Here is an 18,661-nt window from a genome sequence, read left to right as displayed (position 1 = left end):
GTTTTCTTATTCCAAAATTAAATACACCAAGCAAGCAAGGTTTATTTTTATGTATTTGTTGTTAGGTGTAGTAGTTGATTCGATAACTTTTTATTTTTACAAAATTAAAAATCAAAATAGTTATTGGCTTACACCATTTTATTTCTTGCAATTTTTTGTTTTATTGTCTTTTGCTTTTCGTAGTTTTTTGAATGAATATTATCAAAAAAAGGCAATGGTTTTTTTGATATTTTTAGGTATATTTTTGTTAATATGTAGATATTTTTTCTTTGATTATATTAATAATTACGATAATATTGCTTGGTTTTTTATTCAGTTGTATTATGTTGTTTTGTGTTTGGTGTTTTTTTATTTTCAAACTAAATTTACTAAGAGTACTTTGTATAGGAATTCGTTTTTTATTTTTACTCTTGCTGTCTTTATTAATTGCTTAATGCCTTTGTTGTCTAATTTGCTTCAATATAGCCTTTATGAAACTTCGCCCGTTTATTTTACCTATGCACTATTAATTATTAATATTTCAGGTATTATAGCAAATTTGCTCATTTTTAGAGCTATTCAATTTCTCACACCAATTTCCACTCCAAAGCCTTAACTACGGCTTCGGGTGCTGAGTTGACGTGTAGTTTTTCATAGATTTTTTTGATGTGAGTATGCACCGTGTTGAAACTAATATCACAAGCATCCGCAATCATTTTATAGCTCATTCCTTTTACCATACATTGCAAAACCTCCTTTTCGCGTGGGGTAAGCTGAATATAAGTTTGTTCTGATTTGGCAAACTGATGTTGAAACATCGTCAATACTTTCGTCGCAATGCTTGGACTTAGATGTGAGCCGCCATTGTAAACATCAACGATAGCTTGTACGTAAGTATCGGGGCGGGGGTTTTTGAGGATGTAGCCATTGGCACCCGCGCAGATAGCCGCAAATACCTTGTCATCATCTTCAAACACTGTTTGCATCATCACTTTGGTATCTTTGCTCGAAGATTTGATGGCTTGTAAGGCATCGATTCCCGATAGGTGTGGCATCTGAATATCCATAAGTACAACGTCAGGTTTGTATTTGCGTACCAATTTTACGGCCTCGGTAGCGTCGGCAAAGGCTCCCGATAACCAAATCCCTTCCGCACTAGCTAAATACAAAGAAAGGCTCTCACGGAAGTTTTTGTTGTCTTCAAAAAGTAGTACGCTTATCATAAGATGATTCTCAATTTTATAAATTTAGCTAAAAAAGCAATAAAATACCGCCGAAATTCTATCTAACGGTACTACTTTTTCATGCAGTAAAATTAGGGGCTTGTCCTTACTCAAAACATCCCCAATATTGGTGAGTTAGGGCAGCTAGCCCAATAAAATTTGGATGGTCACTTGGGTTCCGCTTCCTTTTTGGCTCCAAACGCTTACGTTTAGTGATTCTTCTTGGCTCCGTAGTTTGAAGTTTTTGAGGCCATTTCCTTCAAAAGTTTGTGATAGGTCAAACCCGACGCCATTGTCGAGGATGTGGATTTCGACGGAGCCGTTTTTGGACGTAAGTGTGCAAGTAGTTTTGGTGGCAAGGGCGTGTTTGGCGATGTTGTTGATGGCTTCTTTGTAAACGAGGTACAGATTGCGACGTTGCTCCATCGAAAAATACTCCTTTTTGAGATCAAGCTGATTGTCGAACGTAAAAGCGATGTTTTTGGCTGATAAAATCTCTATCCCAAAAAAGCGCATCTTTTCTACCAACTTTTCGGTGGAGTCGTTGGTGGGGTTGATGGCCCATACGGTGTCTCGCATGAGGGTCACGGTTTCTTCGCTGTTGCTCGTGATACGCTCCAAAATCGGTAACAAAGCGGGATTGTCTTTGACTTTTTGTCGGAGAAGTTCTACAAAAATGGCGATAGAGTTGAGATTGGCACCTACTTCATCATGAAGGTCAGAAGCGATTTGATTTCGGATATATTGGAGTTTGAGTTTTTGACGAAAATCGTACAGAAAAAACAAATAGATACCAATTCCCACTACTAATAAAACATAAACGGCAATGGAAGGCCAAAACCACCACTTTTGCCAAAAAGCTTCTTTGACTTCTAGCGACAGCGTGGCAACGGGCGTTTTATGATTTTTGCTTTGAGCATATATCTCAAAGGTGTATCGGCCACCGCTTAGATTTTGATAATGAGCCGAAGGGTATAAGCTTTGGGACCAAACTTGGGTGATAGAAGGAATTCGATAATAATAAAAAACAGAGTCACTGCCGGCTAATGCTTCAAAATCCAGCACGAGGTCGTTGTTGGCCGCAGCTAACTGAATCGGCTGAGAAGGCTTAGCGAGGGAGATTGATTTTCCATTCACTAAAGCACGTCGAAGTGGAAGCTGTGCTGTAGCGGCTCCCAACAAACAAAAACAACCAAGGGTAAAGAGGAGAAATTTCAAAAGTGCCGAATTTTAATGCCGTCGAAACGATGCTTAAAATTCGGCACTTTTAAACTTAATTCAAACAATGTTTTTCTTAATAATTGTACTCATAAATGGCCTCGTCGCCTAAACTACGTTTGATAACAACTTTTGTAACTCTATTTTGTGAATCAAAAGAGTAAGAAAAATCAAGCGTGATATTGTTAAGAGCGGCATTTTGGAACGTGACTTTTTCCACCAAGTGGGAGCTATATTTCCCTAAAAAATCACCCCTTAATGCGAAGTGCGGGGCAGCCCAATAATTAATCTCTTGTTGAATTGTATTGGGAAAGGTAGTATAGGTGTATGAGGCTCGTATGGTCTCACCTAGGTGTGATAGACCATTCCATTCTTGCAAGTCTCCGTTGGTTTTGTAAGTGAGTTTTGAAAGATAATTTTTGTCAGCACTACTGACCAAATATCCATTTTTATAAAAATATTCCACCGCAGCCTCTTTCCCGTTCATAAACATCCCTTCGGAGCTTTGAGCGAGCCCTTGAGGATTGAGCCGATAGTTTATTTCTCGGGTATTCCATTTACTAGTTGCTTTTGAGTTGGTGGGCTCCAAATAAGTATTAAAAACGCTGTTTTTGTCATGAGATATATCTACTAAACGTTTCTGAGAATCGTATTGAAAGTTGTACGTACCTACCGAAAAGCTACCTATGCTCACCTTTACTGAAGTTGGTTGATAATTTACTAATGCTGGAGGTTGAATAGCAGGATGAGCATCTGCATATTCTTTGGCCTGCTGTGCTAGGGTAGGAGCTGTAGGTGTGGGAGTATTTTCTGTCTCAATTCTTTTGCAGCTCCCAAGTCCAAGGAGTATGATACTCATTGGAAGTAAGATTTTAACCCTCATTTGCTTAAAAGTTATAGTAGTTGGACGATAAGAAAGTGCTTTAGGATAAAGTATAACAACGCCCTTGTATAGGCTTTAGTACGGCAGTATGATAGAAATACAACACTATTCCTAAGAAAATATCTAAAAACCTCTTGCCTCATGAAACAAAATTCTTTTTCGCGCCGTGAGTTTCTCAAAACTGCCACGGTGGGAACGGCTACCGTAGCAACTACGGCCGTAGGAATCCCTACGATTATCCCCTCAAGGGCCTTCGGCGCTAACGACCGCTTGCGCGTGGCCGTGATTGGCATCAATGGACGCGGTAAAAATCATATATCGGGTTTCTCGAGTTTGGAAAATGTAGAAGTTGCTACACTTTGCGACGTCGATAATGTGGTATTGCAAGCGCGGGCCGCTGAATTTGAGAAAACTTACAACCGAAAAGTAAAAACCGAACAAGACCTCAGGAAGGTATATGAAGATAAAAGCATCGATGCGGTGAGCATTGCTACGCCCAATCACTGGCACGCTTTGGCGGCTATTTGGGCATGTCAGGCAGGCAAAGATGTATACGTCGAAAAACCCGCCTGTCATAATATATACGAAGGCCGTAAATTGGTAGAAGCGGCGACCAAATACAACCGTATCGTGCAGCACGGTGTGCAGTTGCGTAGCTCAGTAGCGATGCAAGAGGCTATCAAACACCTGCGTGAAGGACTTATCGGCAATGTATACATGGCACGTGCTTTGATTTACAAATGGCGCCCCGATATCGGAAACGAAGGCACTTCGCCCGTACCTGAGGGACTCAACTGGGACTTGTGGCAGGGGCCGGCTCAAGTTCGTCCTTTTTCTAAAAACTATGTACATTACAATTGGCATTGGTTTTGGGAGTATGGCAATGGCGACATTGGCAACCAAGGTATTCACGAAACCGACCTGGCTATGTGGGGGTTGAATGTGGGGCTTCCCGAAGAAATCACCTCGGCGGGAGGGAAGTTTTTGTGGAATGATTGCAAAGAGACTCCCGAAACACTCACGTCAACCTATATTTATCCCAAACAAAAAAAGGTAATAGAGGTAGAAGTAAGACCTTGGATGACCAACAAAGAAGACGGCATAGAAGTAGGTAACTTGTTTTATGGCGACAAAGGCTACATGGTTATCAATGGATACAATGACTACAAAACCTTCTTAGGAAAAAATCGTGAGCCGGGGCCCGCTCGTAAAGAAGGAGGAGATCACTACAAAAACTTTGTGGATGCGGTACGTGCCAAAAACAAGGCATTGCTCAATGGCCCGGTCGAGACGGCGCATTTGTCGGCTTCGCTGGCGCATCTAGGAAATATCGCCTATCGTTTGGATCGCAAACTCAAATTTGACCCTATTACCGAGAAATTTGTCGGTGATAAAGAAGCCAATGCAATGCTTACCCGCAAATACCGCGCTCCTTACGTAGTTCCTGACAAAGTTTAAATATCCCATTATAAGCAATAAGGAGTGGCTTTGTGCCGCTCTTTTACACCGTGGTTAAATAAAAAAAATATATGTCTCAAAAATCCACCTTACAACATCTTTTTCAAGTTCCTGTTTTGGTAGCGGCATTAGGCTATCTAGTGGATATGTACGATTTGTTTTTGTTTAGTGTAGTGCGCGTTACAAGCCTCAAAGACCTAGGCGTAGCACCCGACCAACTACTACCCGAGGGTGTGTTTTTGCTCAATACACAGTTAGCGGGGTTGTTGATAGGCGGGGTTTTCTGGGGGATTTTGGGGGATAAAAAAGGGCGATTGTCTATTTTGTTTGGGTCGATTATCATGTATTCTTTGGCCAATATCGCCAACGGCTTCGTGACTTCTGTAAACCAATACGCTTTTTTACGGTTTATCGCGGGCATTGGTTTGGCAGGAGAGCTAGGGGCGGGTATTACACTAGTGTCGGAAGTATTGCCCAAAGAAATCAGAGGATATGGCACCACCGTAGTAGCTACTATGGGGCTTTTTGGGGCAATTGCCGCCAATTTTGTGGCAGATTGGTTCGATTGGCGCATTTCTTATTTTGTAGGCGGTGGCATGGGTTTGATGCTCCTTGTGTTGCGATTGAACGTATTTGAATCAGGGCTTTTTGAAAAAATGAAATCTCAAAAAGTGCAAAAAGGGAATGTATTCATGCTGTTCAACAATTGGCAACGTTTCTCAAAATACTTATTATCGATTTTGGTGGGTATTCCATTGTGGTTTGTGACGGGGATTTTGATGACCTTTTCGCCCGAATTTGGGAAAGAAATAGGTATAGAAGAGCCAATTTTGGCCGGCAAATGTGTCATGCTTGCTTTTACTGGGCAAGTTTTTGGGGATATTTTGAGCGGTATTGGGAGTCAATACCTGCGGAGCCGTAAAAAAATCATCGGTATTTTTATTGTGCTTTCGTTTGCTTTTATGCTAGTGTACCTTTTATTCCCTTCCAAAAACGCAACGGTTTTTTATGTGATATGCACTTTGCTTGGTTTTTGTAATGGTTATTGGACCATTTTTATTACGATTGCAGCCGAGCTTTTTGGTACCAATCTCCGCGCTACGGTTGCTACTTCAGTACCCAATTTTGTGCGCGGAACGGCTATCATTCTTACGTCGGTATTTGTGTTTTTGAGACCTTCTTTGGGAATTATCAATAGTGCTCTGGTGATTGGTACTACTACGGTTGCGATTGCGCTCGTCTCTCTTTATTTCTTGGAAGAAACTTTCACCAAAGACTTGAATTATGAAGAGTAAAGAGGGGATTGATTAATTTGAAAATGCACCAAGACTTTCTAAGTTTTTAATGTGTTGAATATGAGTCTCTTATGGGCTTAAACTTAGAAAGTCTATTTTGTTTCCTTAATTCTAAAATGCACAAATTTTTTGTCACATTCCTAAGTGGTTGCCTCAGTCTATAAGTTTAATCTATATTTTCGCTCAAATGAAAAAGTTCTTGTTTTCAGTGGCGGTGTTGGCCATAAGTGTTTTGCCCGCTGCTCATGCCCAAAAGTTTGGTAAACTCCTGAAAGATACACCAGGGGCGGTTTCTTATACTTTTCGTACCGATTTTGCCAAAGATGTGCCCGGTACGCTTGATAAAGTAAAAGCAATGGGTATTACCAATATCGAATTCTCTAATCTTTTTGGAAAAACGGCCGCCGAACTTCGTGCTTTATTGGACGAACGCGGGATGCGTTGTACAAGCCTTGGGGTCAGTTTTGATGACCTCAACAACAAGACAGAGACCGTGGTTCAAAATGCCAAAACCCTAGGTGCGGAGTTTGTGCGAATAGGCTCCGTACCTCACAAAGGGCCGATGGATTTGGATTTGGCAAAGAAAACGGTGGAAGACTTCAATCGTTTTGGCCAAAAACTCCAAGACAATGGGCTTACTTTTTGCTATCACAACCACGGCTTTGAGTTTGCGCCTTATCAGGATGCGACTTACTTTGATTATATCGTTCAAAATACCAACCCTAAAACGGTATTTTATGAAATGGACGTCGTATGGATGCATTTGCCGGGTCAAGACCCTGCGGCTATTCTAAAAAAATATCCCAAAAGGTTTAAGTTGATTCACCTCAAAGACCTCAAAAAAGGAGTGCCAAGTAGTATGGCAGGGAGCACACCCAACGAAAATTGTGTAGTACTCGGCACCGGGCAAATCAACTATCCAGAAATCTTGAAAGCTGCCAAAAAAAGCGCTATCAAATACTATTATATCGAAGACGAAAACCTTGGCTCGATGCAGCAAGTACCTCAGAGCTTAGTCTATTTGAAAAGTCTCTAATCCGATACCTCTCTTTTCGGCAGAAATTATTACCTTACTTGAAAATTGTATAAAATTTTCGGTAAGGTTTTGTCGTTTTTAGATAGCACCTAATTTCTGACCTGTTTTTGAAAGAAAGTTTCTATAAATGCAGCACTATGATGAAAAACTGCGTAAACAACTGTACCAGAAAGTAGGTTGAGAATAGGCACGAGATTTGTGATAGAGGAGTCAAATGAAACCCATGAGAAAAACGCTGCAAATATTTCTTTGGATAGTCGGAAGTAGCATACTTTTGATGCTTATGTCAGGGAGGGTCAGTGCGCAATCTTTTGATGTAAAAGGAAAGTTGTGTATTCCGGATGTAGAGTGCAAAAGTGATTCGGTAACTTTTACGGATTCTCTCGCTACTTCTACCGCATGGACCTGGGATTTTGGGGATGGAAGTGGCATTGTTACTGCTTCCACGCCAAGTATCAAACACGTGTTTCAAGTGCCAGGGCCTAAGCTTGTTACCCTTACGAGAATTGTGAACGGGATTCCCCAGACGGTCTCCCGAACCATTAACATTGGTGTTCCCCCACCTCAGTTTCAGAACTGGCGGCGCGATACCATGATTTGTAAGGAAGACTTAGGAAAACTGATTTTGAATCCATATCCTTCGGGCGGGCCAGCAGGAGCCAAATATATGTGGTTTCCAAAGGGTGATACCACCCAGACCTTGCGGGTAGATAGCTCGGGTTGCTACTCGGTAGAAGTTACCAACGAAGAAGGCTGCTCCTATGAAGACCGCATCAATGTGAAAGTTTGTTTGGAACAAACCAGCCAAGAAGGAGCAAAATGGTTTTTTGGAAACAATGCAGGTCTGGATTTTTCGGGCGGCAATCCTGCTCCAATCGACAATGGTCAGCTCAAAACTCCCGAAGGGTCATCATCCATAGCCAATTCGAAAGGGCAGCTTTTGTTTTATACTGATGGCGTAAGGGTGTATGATAAAAATGGCGCACTCATGCCTTCCAAGGATACCACTTTGCTAGGAGGAAGCCCCAACTCTACCCAATCGGCTTTGATAGTGCCTCAGCCTACTTGCCGTGGATGCGAATATCTCTACTATATCTTTACTACTTCCGAAATCAACGGGCAGAAGCAGTTTAGCTATAGTGTTGTGGATATGCGTCGCAACGGCGGTAAAGGTGAAGTAGTGCAGACAAATGTACCATTAAGCAACAACACTACCGAACGGGTTGCATCAGTTCGTAATGACCGCGATTCTACCTATTGGATTGTGACGCATGATTATAAAAGCAATACTTTTAGAATCTATCATGCTACTAAAGCTGGAATTGAAGCAAAGCCCCCTGTAAATCTAGGTGCTGTACAAGATACCACTCACAAAGCCGAAGGCTATATGAAGTTTTCGCCGGCTGATAGCACGGGTATGCGCCGTTTGGCGGTAGTGGTGCCGGGACCTCCGCGCAATTTGGTGGAGATATATGACTTCAATGATTCGACGGGGACGCTTTCTGGCCCCAAGACCTTTGACTTGGGACCTGCTCCTCCCAAAGCCTACGGGGTGGAATTTTCTCCTGATGGCACTAAAATGTATGTATCTTTACAAAAGAGCGAAAGTGATACTACCCTTTCCAAACTCTGGCAGTTTGATTTAAGTTTGGAAGATTCTACGCTTATTGCCGATTCTAAAATACTGATAGACAGCTCGGCCACGGAAGTGTACGGTGCCTTGCAAATAGGCTCTGATGGCCGTATATATTTAGCCAAAAAAGATAGTCAATATTTGGGCGTGATTAATGCACCAGATGAAGATTCGCAAGATGAAGTACAATTTGTAAGTAATGGAATATTTTTGGGGGGCAAAACAAGTCAGTTAGGTTTACCAAATTTTGTACAAAATTTCACCGAACCTTCTTCGGGACCTGGGTTTGAGTATTCGGATACTTGCTCCAATCAGCCTACCAACTTTCAAGCATCACCTCTCTGTGATCCCATCAAAGATACATACACATGGAATTTTGGAGATGGCTCGGCACCTACGACAGGGCAGCAGCAGCAAGTACAGCATACGTATCAGCAGCCTGGGACCTACACGGTGAGTTTGACCCTCCGAAACCGTTGTAAAGACACTACGATTACGCAGCGTGTTACTATTATCCGTACACCTGACCCTATCAATCTTCGTTCGCCCATAGATACCTGCGTCAATAGGCTCGTGGTAGATGTGGGAGTGGAAGCAGAAAAATATTTATGGCTACGAAATGGAGCACCTTTTGCCCAAACCCGAACGATAACCTTACAACCTAATGGTGGCTCAGGAAGATATGAGGCTTATGCTATCAATGGTCCTGAAGAGCAGTGCTATTCTCGAGGTGGGATGCAAGTCAACATGAGAAGACCTCCTGCCTATTCGTTAGGTCCTGATACGAGCCTTTGCGTAGGAGGTGGAAATGTAGTACTTAATGCCAAACCTACGCCTACCAACTGGAATAAATTTCAATGGAGTACCGGGGAGACTACTCAGCTAATTACAGTAACTCAACCTGGAACCTATTCAGTGCAGGTAACTATCAATACCGGGACACCGCAAGCGTGCGTCAATGAAGATACCATACAAGTGAGAGCGCTGCCTAAGGCTCGTTTGCAAGCTACATTGACCCCACCCACGGGTTGTACTACTCAAGACGGGGTTATTTTGATCGGAACAGTCACGCCTTCGGGCAATTATACCTATGAATGGTTTGGTGCTAATGACGCACCTATCATGGGTAGTGGGAGTACACTTGCCAATTTGAGGGAAGGCCCCTATAAAGTCCGATTGCGAGGAAACCCTATGGTGTGTGCCACTGATTCTTCTTTCAACTTGCGGGCAGTGCGTAACTTGCGGCTAGCACCTACGATTGTGGATGCACGATGTACCTTGCCCAATGCAGGAGCTATCAATCTCAATACAGTTGCAGGTACGCCTACAACTTATGTGTGGACAAACGCACTGGGCGCGACTGTTGGAAGTAATGCCCAATTATTGAATAATTTATTGCCCGGCAAATACAACGTAAAAGTTACCGACGTAGGCGGGTGCGATACTACGATTAGAGACATTACGGTTGGAATTATCCCCGAAAAATTCCTGAGTTTAGGACCCGATCGTATCAAATGTATTGGAGACACGGCTTTACTTATACCAAGTTTACCGTTGATTCCGGGCAATCGCTACCAATGGAGCACCGGGGATACTACCTCACGCATTAGCGTCAATCGAGCGGGTACCTATCGTCTTACGGTCACAAATGCTATTACGGGTTGTACGGATAGCGACGAGTTTGGATTTTCGTTGGCTCCGCGTCCTACCTATGAACTCAATCGCGAAGCTGCTCTGTGTGATATTGATGGTACGAGTGCTACGATTATTATTCGTCCTACTTCACCCAATCTTACATTTCGGTGGTTTCCACCTATTGACGGTACATCTACCCGTGTTACGGTCGATACGGTAGGGATTTATCGAGTGCGTATCATTAGTCCACAAGGGTGTGAGTTGATAGATACCGTAAGAGTTGTAGTGAGATGCGAGCCACGGGTGTATGTGCCAGATGCTTTTTCGCCCAATGGTGACGGTAAAAACGACCTTTTGGATGTATATGGAGATCATCTTTCAGACTTTGATTTGAAAATATTTAATCGTTGGGGGGAGGTCATTTATCACACTACCGATATCAACCAAAAATGGGACGGTACTTATCGAGGAACCACCTACCCACCAATGAGTTATCCGTATGTGGTGTCTTTCAAATCGAAATATTTCCCCGATAGGCCGCGCACATCGCAGCGGGGAGCCGTGCTGCTGATTCGATGATTTTTAGTATCTTTGGCTATAGAATGTGGAGTTCAAATAAAGAAAATTATAGTTTGTAGAAAATAAGACTTCCTCATTCATTAGCCAACTTCCCCAATGCGCCAAGACTATTTAACTGGAAACAAAGATCCTCTTACGCCCGTCGAAAAAGAGATAGAAAAGGCCCTCAGGCCTCTGTCCTTTGATGATTTTGCAGGGCAAGACAAAATTCTTGAAAATATAAAAGTATTTGTATTAGCCGCTAAACAACGCGGTGAGGCACTAGATCACGTGCTTTTGCACGGGCCTCCAGGTCTTGGAAAAACCACCCTCTCTAATATCATAGCCAATGAGTTAGGGGCTTCTCTCAAAACGAGTTCGGGACCTATTTTGGATAAACCGAGTGATTTGGCGGGATTGTTGACCAATCTCCAGCCCAACGACGTCTTGTTTATCGATGAGATTCACCGTCTCAATCCCGTGGTGGAAGAATACCTTTATTCGGCCATGGAAGATTATAAAATTGATATTATGCTCGACTCGGGGCCAAACGCCCGCAGTATTCAAATTAGCCTCAATCCTTTTACCTTGGTAGGCGCTACTACTCGCGCTGGCTTATTGACTTCTCCTTTGAGAGCTCGTTTTGGAATCAATTGTCGCTTAGAATACTACAATGCCGAATTGTTGTCTTCTATCGTAAAGCGCTCTGCCCAAATCTTAGGAGCCCCTATCGATGATGAAGGTGCTTTCGAAATCGCACGCCGCAGTCGCGGTACCCCTCGTATTGCCAACAATCTCCTGCGCCGAACCCGCGACTTTGCTCAGGTCAAAGGCCGAGGACGAATCACGGTCGAAATCGCCGAAATTGCCCTTAAAGCGCTCGACGTAGATCAAAATGGCCTCGACGACATGGACAACCGAATTTTGTCAACCATCATTGAGAAATTCAAGGGCGGTCCCGTTGGGCTTTCGACCATTGCGACGGCTTGCGGCGAGGAAGCCGAAACCATTGAAGAAGTGTATGAGCCATTTTTGATTCAAGAAGGATTTTTGAAACGTACTTCTCGGGGTCGCGAAGCTACCGAAAAAGCCTATCGTCATTTGGGCATTCTTCCAAGACATCGCACGGGCGATTTGTTCTCTGGAGGATAGAAAATGTACGCTTCAGCTATCAAAATTTGCACTTCGGTTTGAATGGGTATACTTAGTGATGAAAATATATCCCATTTTTGCGCAGTAATTATTAATTAACATTTTAATACAGCCATGAACAATATCAAATCTTTACTCCCCGTAGCGGGAGAGCGTTCGCATTTGGAGTTAATTCATCCTACTCGTTCCGTTTTTATCCACACTAGCGAAGTAGTTTTCATTCAAGCTGATGTCAACTATGTTCGGATTTTTACAAAAAGCGGCAAACAATACGTACAAGCCAAAACCTTGAAAAGTTACGAAGCTCTTCTCAAAAAGACACCTTTCATAAGAACTCACAAATCGTATTTGGTCAACTTCGAGTATTTTGCTGATTATACAATCACCGAGGAAGGTACCTTTGTACATTTGGTAAATGGGAAAAAATTGCCCGTATCAAAGCGTCGTCGCCAATTTGTCAAAAAGTCACTTGAATATCGCCAAAGTGCCTAAATAACAATTATTTTAGAACGAATATCGTATGGAGCTTTTGGAGAAAGAGGTTGGTATCAACTCCTCCCAAAGCTCCGTTCTGTTTTCAAATAAGTGAGGTTTTTTTGATAAAGATTTGGCAAATTTTAGAAAAATTACGACCTTTGCGCCTCATTCTGAAAAAATCAATCGTCATGGCAAGAGTTTGTGAAATTACAGGCAAAAGAACTCGAGTAGGTAATAACGTATCACACGCTAACAATAAAACTAAGCGTAAGTTCTATCCAAACTTGCAGACAAAGAAGTTTTTTGTACCTTCTTTGAACGAGTGGGTTGAAATCAAATTGGCTACTTCTGCGCTTCGCACTATCAATAAAAAAGGTATTGAAGCAGTATTGAAAGAAGCCGGTGCGTTGTAAGCCGACGATATAAAATCTTTTGCAAAAGACATTGACCCCGCTGCAGCGGGGTTTTTTGTTGGTGTATGTACCTAAACGAGAGAGTGTTTGATAGAATAAAAGCTGACAAAACCAAAGCCAATAGCAAGCATCGCGTGCATGACAATCAGTTGAGGCACAGCCCAATATACTCCTAATACGACCCCTCCTATGAAATACAAACAAAGAAGCAACTCTAGCATTGTCAGAAGGTTAAAGCTCTTTAGTAAGTATTTTTTCTGTGCCCAGCTATCTTGTTTTTCTACAATGCCCCACTTAGGAGTCCGAATGAAGGGCGTTTTTTTACCTAAATAACCTTCTACTACAGCAATCGCATTGTGTAATGATAAACCCATGATGACTGTCAAAAATAGAGGTAATTGCCATGCCAATTGCCAAAAGGTCTTTTGGGAGTAATGAGCGGTGGCATAAAAACCCACCAACACAATAATACTCAACTGAAAAAGCCTTAGAATTCCCAATAAAGTATGATATTGGGTACTGTGTGTAGTAATAAATAAAAGTGGCAAACTCAATAAAGACATTAATAATACCGCAACAAAAACGCCGCTATTGAGCAGATGAAACGTGGCAAATATTTTGGTAGAGACGCTGATTGCTTTATTTTGCCATACTGCGGAGAGGTTTTTGCGGGCGCATTCGGCAGCTCCTTTCATCCAGCGGTATTGCTGGGATTTGAGAGCAGGCATGGTGGCAGGTAGTTCGGCAGGCGTAACGATGCCTTCTAAATACACAAACTCCCATCCGCGTAGTTGGGCCCGATAGCTCAGGTCTAAGTCCTCGGTAAGGGTATCGGCCGACCACCCTCCGGCATCTATGATGCAGGCTTTGCGCCAAATACCCGCCGTACCATTGAAATTGATGAAATGCCCTCCTGCATTGCGCCCACCTTGCTCTACCGTAAAATGACCATCAAGCCCAAAGGCTTGCAGCATGGTGAGTAGAGAATAAGATTGGTTGAGATGCCCCCAGCGCGTTTGAACAACGCCCACCTTAGGCGTGTGAAAATAAAGCAAAGTTTGCTTCAAAAAATCAGCTTTTGGAATAAAATCCGCATCAAATATAGCTATCAAATCTCCTCGGGCTTCTTGAAGGCCATAGGCCAAAGCCCCTGCTTTGAAGCCGGTACGTTGGCTTCGGCGAATGTACTTTATATCAAAACCTTCGGACTGATATTGTGCTATTAGTTTCTCTAAAAGAGGGCGTGTTTCGTCGGTAGAGTCGTCTAAAACTTGAATTTCTAAACAGTTTTTAGGGTAATTGAGCGCTGTGATGGCTTTAAGAAGTCGCTCTACTACATAGCGTTCGTTATAAATAGGCAGTTGAATCGTAACCAAAGGCAGAGCAGACAATGAGCCAGCACGGGTAGGCATAGGCTTGGGTTTATACCAGTAGTTCCATAGTAAGCTCAATTGCGCACAACTGTACGAAAATAATACAATACTTGCGGCTACATATAATAGGATAACAACGACCTCCATAAATCTTCACTTCCTGATGTGGCACTATAAGGACTTTAAAAGGGCAACTTTACACCTGTCTGAATCATGTTTGTGCTACATTTGGCAATTATTTTTCCTTCAGTATTGGTAATGCGAGCTTCACAATGAATTACGTTTTTGCCGGCTCTAATGACATACGCATGAGCGATGAGTACTTCTCCTAATCGAGCGGCATTTAAAAAATCACAATTGAGGTTGACGGTGGTGTAGGCATATTCACGTCCTAAGCCAAAGACCATCATTCCTACGAGATCGTCCATAATAGCCGCAGCGGCTCCTCCATGAAGCGTACCTAGCGGATTGGTCATATCTTTTCGGATGGTGATTTCGACGGTCATTGAGCCATGCTGTACTTCTAGGAGTTTGCCGTTGAGCCATTGGCCTAAAGGTGAGGGGCTTTGGGCGATGGTATTGCCGATTTGTGAACGAAAAAAATCTAAACGTGGATTAGTGTCTGAATTCATAGGCTTATTGATTTTCAGTAAATTGGGGCGCAAATATAGCTATTAGACCTGAGATAAATAACCCAAATATTTTTTGGCTAATACTTCTCTATCAAAATTTTCTTTGGCATATCGGTAGCCGTTTTTCCCGTGTGTGGTTACTGTTGCTGGATGTGATAAGTAAAATCTTATTTTCTCCGCAAAATCAACCGGATTTTCAGGCTCTACATACATACCTGCTTGCGCGTCTTCTACCAACTGCCGAGATACCCCATCAATGGCCATCAAAATAGGTTTTTGGCACGACATATAATCGAAGGTTTTGTTGGAATAAACGGTCTTAAAAGTGTCTACTTTTTTGAGAACCGACGCCCCCACATCCGACGCTAATATATACTTGAAAACGTCGCGTTTGGGTACCGAATCAATGAATCTTACGTTGGTAATGTTCCGCTTTTGAGCTTCAGCTTTAAGCTCCTTTTTTTGCATACCATCCCCAATCAGCAAAAACAACACAGGCGTATCGCGCAGAAGCTCGGCAGTTTCTAAGACTTGAATGAGGTGATTGGCGATGCCGTGCGCTCCTACATACGTGACCACAAAATGATTTTCTAAGTGGTGTAACTTTCGGAAAGATGTTACATCAAAAGTTTGTAGCAATTCTTCAGAAAGTGAAAAATCGGCTGCATTCGGGATAAAAAAGATTTTGTCGGCAGGTACACCTTTAGTGTGTATCAATTTCTCACGAAAAGCAGGCGTCAGTACATTGATAAATCGGGCTTTGTGGTAGATGAATTTTTCGAACCAATACGCAAATTTTATCAGAAAACCACTGGTTAAAACTCCTGTATCGATGGCTGATTCAGGCCATAAATCCCGAATTTCGAAAACAAAAGGAGTCCGTTTTAAAACAGAAAGCACATAGGCCGTAATTCCCACAAAAAGAGGAGGAGAGGTTACGACAATGACATCGTATTTGCCTTTGGTATAATATAATCCTCCCCAAATACTCGAAAACGTAAACGAAAAATAAGCCCACAGTCGTCCTAAAAAGCTTTTGTTGTATGATTCTGAAACGTGGCATCGAATTACTTTGACGCCGTCTCTGTTGGTTTCCTGATGAAAATACTTGTTTTGGTATTTGGCAGGTCGATTGCCCATGTAGTGTACCATCCCCGCTACAACCGTAATATCATGCCCTTCTTGCTGCCAAAACCGACTTATTTCATTCCAGCGTGACCCGCCGCCATCATTGTCTTCTAAAAAATACTGGTGAATCAGTAAAACTCTCATTGATGTCGTCAAAATACGTATGATTGTTTGTATGTTTGAGTAATCTTCAAAGTAAATGTAAATCCCTAAGTCTAACAACTCCATTTATTGTTATGCCCTCACAACCTACTTTTGCACCACGTTCATCTTCTACTGTGCGTTTGCCTCGGCGAGGACCTTTACTGGATACCAAGTCGCATATTGTGGTAGTAGGAGCGGGGGCTTTTGGTGGCTGGACCGCCTTGTGGCTGTTGAGGGCAGGTTTTAAAGTGACGCTTGTAGACGCTTGGGGGCCGGGCAATTCGCGGGCAAGCTCAGGGGATGAAACGCGAGTGATTCGTTCTACTTATGGTGACAATGAAACCTATTTTAACCTCAATGTAAGAGCATTGGAGTTGTGGCGCGAGCATCAGCATCGTTGGAACAAATCCTTGTTTTTTAATACGGGCGTATTATGGTTTTGTTATGAAGAGTTTCCAAGTATGATTGAAGCTACTGAGCCATTTATGACCAAGCATCAATTGTCGTATCAGTATATTTCTGTTCAAGATGCTGCGAAGCTTTATCCTCATATTCATACGGCCGATTTACATCATTTAGTGCTAGACCCGTACGGAGGTTATCTTAAAGCCAGAGAGGGGTGTCAAGCAGTGCAGGAGGCTTTGGTAAGAGGAGGAGGGCAATACAAAACGGCCTTTGTAAAACCTCAGGCTATCGAGGGCGGGCGACTAGGTGCGATAGCATTGTCGGATGGTACACAACTCGAAGCCGATGCTTTCGTGTTTGCGTGTGGGCCGTGGTTGGGCCAGCTTTTTCCAGAGATATTGAACCAGACTATCATTTGTACCAAGCAAGAGGCGTATTATTTGGGGGTACCGGCTTCGCATACTGCCTTGTTTGATACGATGCCCGTGTGGATAGATTTAGATGGTCAAGACTTTTATTATGGTATTCCGGGCAATGCTTATCGAGGTTTTAAAGTAGGCGTCGATAAAAGAGGAGAGCTATTTGACCCTACCCACGGCGAACGAATCTCCCATCCAGAGGTATTGGCCAAAGCGCGGGCTTTTATGGCACATCGGTTTCCGGCCTTACAAAATGCCCCTTTGGTAGAAAGCAGGGTTTGTCCTTACGAAAATTCTCCTGATGGAAATTTTATCTTGGATACGCATCCTGAAGCCGACAATTGCTGGTTTTTGGGTGGAGGTTCAGGACATGGGTATAAGCATGGTCCAGCATTGGGAGAGCTAGCCACTGAAATTATCACGGGAAAACGAGACTTAGAGAATCTATTTAGAATACGATAAAAATAGCATGAATCAACACCACGAATTTATGCGCCAAGCTATTGAGGTAGCACGGCAAGGAATGAAAAAGGACATAGGAGGCCCCTTTGGGGCAGTAGTAGTAAGCGAAGGTGTGGTAGTGGCAAAAGGCTGCAATCAGGTTACTTCTACCAACGACCCCACCGCCCATGCCGAAGTAGTGGCAATCAGGGAAGCTTGCAAAAAACTCGGAAGTTTCAAACTCGACAACTGTGTCATTTATACCTCTTGCGAGCCTTGTCCCATGTGCTTAGGGGCTATTTATTGGGCAGGGATCCAAAAAATCTACTATGCTTGTACTAAAGACGATGCCGCTGCGGCCAATTTTGATGATGCTTTTATTTATCAAGAACTTGATACACCCAAGTCTAATCGAAAGCTTCCGCAAGAGTGTTGTTTGAGAGAGGAAGCACTCACAGTGTTTGAGCAATGGCGTCAGAAGATAGACAGAATAGAGTACTAGGCCCTCAAAAATTAAGAGGGTCAAGATTTTTGAAATGGCCATTCATCTGAATTCTAGCTTTGGTACGCTCCATTTCTGACATAATCGGAATGACTTTATTGAGATGATGTAGCAAGAAGCGTTGACGCTCGGTTTCGGAGCTCATTGTCAGCAGTTGGTATTCTTCTTCTTGAGAGAGTCCTACTTTGTGAGCAACTTGGTATGAAAAAGGATACTGAGTACTGTCAAAATCAACTTTGGTTTGAAGGAGTTGGTAGAGGCGGTCGAGTTGGAGCAACAATTCTGAAATCACTCCATCTGGACTATCTTGCTCTTCAATAAATTGGATTTTTCCTCCTGAGTAGAGTTTGTGGGGAACGGGATTTTGGACGGTAACAATTTTGAATATCCGTAAACCCTTGGTTTTGATGTCCATCCGCCCGTCGTCGTAGCGTTTGGCCAAACTCATTATTTTCATCTCCGTTCCATAGCCGGGGAGTTTGTTGTTGATAAAAGAAGGAATCCCAAACGTCAGATTCTGTTCGATACATTCGTTGATTAACTGACGATAGCGAGGTTCGAAAATATGTAAGTTCAGGTTTTCGGTAGGATAAGCTACCAAATTTAGGGGGAAAAAAGGTAAAAAACTTTCCATATCAATGATACAAATCTTGGCGA

16 protein-coding genes are annotated in these 18,661 nt (G+C 42.8%); 9 read left to right on the top strand and 7 right to left on the bottom strand.

The features are described from left to right. Positions 1 to 566: 566 nt before the first annotated feature. The 3 genes from G563_RS0122005 to G563_RS0121995 all read right to left on the bottom strand — a co-directional run bounded on the left by G563_RS0122005 (position 567) and on the right by G563_RS0121995 (position 3,279). A complete protein-coding gene (locus G563_RS0122005) occupies positions 567 to 1,202 on the bottom strand; it encodes a response regulator (protein ID WP_028667212.1) in 636 nt (211 codons plus the stop codon). Positions 1,203 to 1,346: 144 nt separating this feature from the next. After that, positions 1,347 to 2,420 carry an ATP-binding protein gene (locus tag G563_RS0122000; protein WP_084650940.1) on the bottom strand — a complete coding sequence of 358 codons (1,074 nt, stop codon included), beginning with the start codon at positions 2,418 to 2,420 and terminating at the stop codon, positions 1,347 to 1,349. 76 nt (positions 2,421 to 2,496) lie between these two features. Further along, positions 2,497 to 3,279, bottom strand: a complete 783-nt coding sequence (locus tag G563_RS0121995) for a DUF4595 domain-containing protein (RefSeq protein ID WP_028667210.1) — start codon at positions 3,277 to 3,279, stop codon at positions 2,497 to 2,499. Between the two features lie 165 nt (positions 3,280 to 3,444). Between G563_RS0121995 and G563_RS0121990 the strand changes: the two genes are divergently transcribed. The 7 genes from G563_RS0121990 (at position 3,445) to rpmB (ending at position 12,960) form a co-directional block, all read left to right on the top strand. Beyond that, positions 3,445 to 4,761 (top strand): Gfo/Idh/MocA family protein, encoded by a 1,317-nt coding sequence (locus G563_RS0121990; protein ID WP_028667209.1) that lies wholly within the window; start codon positions 3,445 to 3,447, stop codon positions 4,759 to 4,761. A 71-nt stretch (positions 4,762 to 4,832) separates the two neighbouring features. Further along, the gene (locus G563_RS0121985) at positions 4,833 to 6,056 is read left to right on the top strand and encodes an MFS transporter (protein WP_028667208.1); all 1,224 of its coding nucleotides are present in this window, start codon (positions 4,833 to 4,835) and stop codon (positions 6,054 to 6,056) included. Positions 6,057 to 6,243: 187 nt separating this feature from the next. Further along, positions 6,244 to 7,092 (top strand): sugar phosphate isomerase/epimerase family protein, encoded by an 849-nt coding sequence (locus tag G563_RS0121980; protein ID WP_028667207.1) that lies wholly within the window; start codon positions 6,244 to 6,246, stop codon positions 7,090 to 7,092. Positions 7,093 to 7,315: 223 nt separating this feature from the next. Beyond that, positions 7,316 to 10,939 (top strand): PKD domain-containing protein, encoded by a 3,624-nt coding sequence (locus tag G563_RS0121975; RefSeq protein ID WP_063828432.1) that lies wholly within the window; start codon positions 7,316 to 7,318, stop codon positions 10,937 to 10,939. A 96-nt stretch (positions 10,940 to 11,035) separates the two neighbouring features. Then, positions 11,036 to 12,070 carry a Holliday junction branch migration DNA helicase RuvB gene (gene ruvB, locus G563_RS0121970; protein ID WP_028667205.1) on the top strand — a complete coding sequence of 345 codons (1,035 nt, stop codon included), beginning with the start codon at positions 11,036 to 11,038 and terminating at the stop codon, positions 12,068 to 12,070. Positions 12,071 to 12,184: 114 nt separating this feature from the next. Next, positions 12,185 to 12,562, top strand: a complete 378-nt coding sequence (locus tag G563_RS0121965; RefSeq protein WP_028667204.1) for a LytR/AlgR family response regulator transcription factor — start codon at positions 12,185 to 12,187, stop codon at positions 12,560 to 12,562. A 173-nt stretch (positions 12,563 to 12,735) separates the two neighbouring features. Continuing rightward, positions 12,736 to 12,960 (top strand): 50S ribosomal protein L28, encoded by a 225-nt coding sequence (rpmB, locus tag G563_RS0121960; RefSeq protein WP_028667203.1) that lies wholly within the window; start codon positions 12,736 to 12,738, stop codon positions 12,958 to 12,960. 71 nt (positions 12,961 to 13,031) lie between these two features. On the opposite strand, the gene G563_RS0121955 is transcribed toward rpmB, so the two are convergent. Genes G563_RS0121955 through G563_RS0121945 form a run of 3 tightly spaced genes read right to left on the bottom strand, consistent with a single transcriptional unit; the run spans position 13,032 to position 16,237 of the window. Beyond that, positions 13,032 to 14,480, bottom strand: a complete 1,449-nt coding sequence (locus G563_RS0121955) for a cellulose synthase family protein (protein WP_028667202.1) — start codon at positions 14,478 to 14,480, stop codon at positions 13,032 to 13,034. A 35-nt stretch (positions 14,481 to 14,515) separates the two neighbouring features. Beyond that, positions 14,516 to 14,965, bottom strand: coding sequence for a PaaI family thioesterase (locus tag G563_RS0121950; RefSeq protein WP_028667201.1), 450 nt, complete (start codon positions 14,963 to 14,965; stop codon positions 14,516 to 14,518). Between the two features lie 42 nt (positions 14,966 to 15,007). After that, positions 15,008 to 16,237, bottom strand: a complete 1,230-nt coding sequence (locus tag G563_RS0121945) for a glycosyltransferase family 4 protein (RefSeq protein WP_028667200.1) — start codon at positions 16,235 to 16,237, stop codon at positions 15,008 to 15,010. A gap of 92 nt (positions 16,238 to 16,329) precedes the next feature. On the opposite strand from G563_RS0121945, the gene G563_RS0121940 reads away from it, so the two are divergent. After that, positions 16,330 to 17,523: an NAD(P)/FAD-dependent oxidoreductase gene (locus G563_RS0121940; protein WP_028667199.1), complete on the top strand. Its 1,194-nt coding sequence runs from the start codon at positions 16,330 to 16,332 to the stop codon at positions 17,521 to 17,523. 7 nt (positions 17,524 to 17,530) lie between these two features. Further along, entirely contained in the window at positions 17,531 to 18,004 is a 474-nt protein-coding gene (locus G563_RS0121935) for a nucleoside deaminase (protein WP_028667198.1), read from the top strand. 4 nt (positions 18,005 to 18,008) lie between these two features. On the opposite strand, the gene G563_RS0121930 is transcribed toward G563_RS0121935, so the two are convergent. Continuing rightward, the gene (locus G563_RS0121930) at positions 18,009 to 18,638 is read right to left on the bottom strand and encodes an LON peptidase substrate-binding domain-containing protein (RefSeq protein ID WP_028667197.1); all 630 of its coding nucleotides are present in this window, start codon (positions 18,636 to 18,638) and stop codon (positions 18,009 to 18,011) included. Positions 18,639 to 18,661: the final 23 nt, after the last annotated feature.

Source organism: Runella zeae DSM 19591 (assembly GCF_000423565.1).
GTDB lineage: Bacteria > Bacteroidota > Bacteroidia > Cytophagales > Spirosomataceae > Runella > Runella zeae.
The sequence above is the reverse complement of the archived record's forward strand: the minus strand, read 5'-3'. Positions and strand labels throughout refer to the sequence as shown.

Excerpts from the sequence above, each read along its gene's own strand:
- G563_RS0122005 (WP_028667212.1), bottom strand. The coding sequence starts at position 1,202 with ATGATAAGCGTACTACTTTTTGAAGACAACAAAAACTTCCGTGAGAGC.
- G563_RS0121995 (WP_028667210.1), bottom strand. The coding sequence starts at position 3,279 with ATGAGTATCATACTCCTTGGACTTGGGAGCTGCAAAAGAATTGAGACA.
- G563_RS0121990 (WP_028667209.1), top strand. The coding sequence starts at position 3,445 with ATGAAACAAAATTCTTTTTCGCGCCGTGAGTTTCTCAAAACTGCCACG.
- G563_RS0121985 (WP_028667208.1), top strand. The coding sequence starts at position 4,833 with ATGTCTCAAAAATCCACCTTACAACATCTTTTTCAAGTTCCTGTTTTG.
- G563_RS0121980 (WP_028667207.1), top strand. The coding sequence starts at position 6,244 with ATGAAAAAGTTCTTGTTTTCAGTGGCGGTGTTGGCCATAAGTGTTTTG.
- G563_RS0121975 (WP_063828432.1), top strand. The coding sequence starts at position 7,316 with ATGAGAAAAACGCTGCAAATATTTCTTTGGATAGTCGGAAGTAGCATA.
- ruvB (WP_028667205.1), top strand. The coding sequence starts at position 11,036 with ATGCGCCAAGACTATTTAACTGGAAACAAAGATCCTCTTACGCCCGTC.
- G563_RS0121965 (WP_028667204.1), top strand. The coding sequence starts at position 12,185 with ATGAACAATATCAAATCTTTACTCCCCGTAGCGGGAGAGCGTTCGCAT.
- rpmB (WP_028667203.1), top strand. The coding sequence starts at position 12,736 with ATGGCAAGAGTTTGTGAAATTACAGGCAAAAGAACTCGAGTAGGTAAT.
- G563_RS0121955 (WP_028667202.1), bottom strand. The coding sequence starts at position 14,480 with ATGGAGGTCGTTGTTATCCTATTATATGTAGCCGCAAGTATTGTATTA.
- G563_RS0121950 (WP_028667201.1), bottom strand. The coding sequence starts at position 14,965 with ATGAATTCAGACACTAATCCACGTTTAGATTTTTTTCGTTCACAAATC.
- G563_RS0121945 (WP_028667200.1), bottom strand. The coding sequence starts at position 16,237 with ATGAGAGTTTTACTGATTCACCAGTATTTTTTAGAAGACAATGATGGC.
- G563_RS0121940 (WP_028667199.1), top strand. The coding sequence starts at position 16,330 with ATGCCCTCACAACCTACTTTTGCACCACGTTCATCTTCTACTGTGCGT.
- G563_RS0121935 (WP_028667198.1), top strand. The coding sequence starts at position 17,531 with ATGAATCAACACCACGAATTTATGCGCCAAGCTATTGAGGTAGCACGG.
- G563_RS0121930 (WP_028667197.1), bottom strand. The coding sequence starts at position 18,638 with ATGGAAAGTTTTTTACCTTTTTTCCCCCTAAATTTGGTAGCTTATCCT.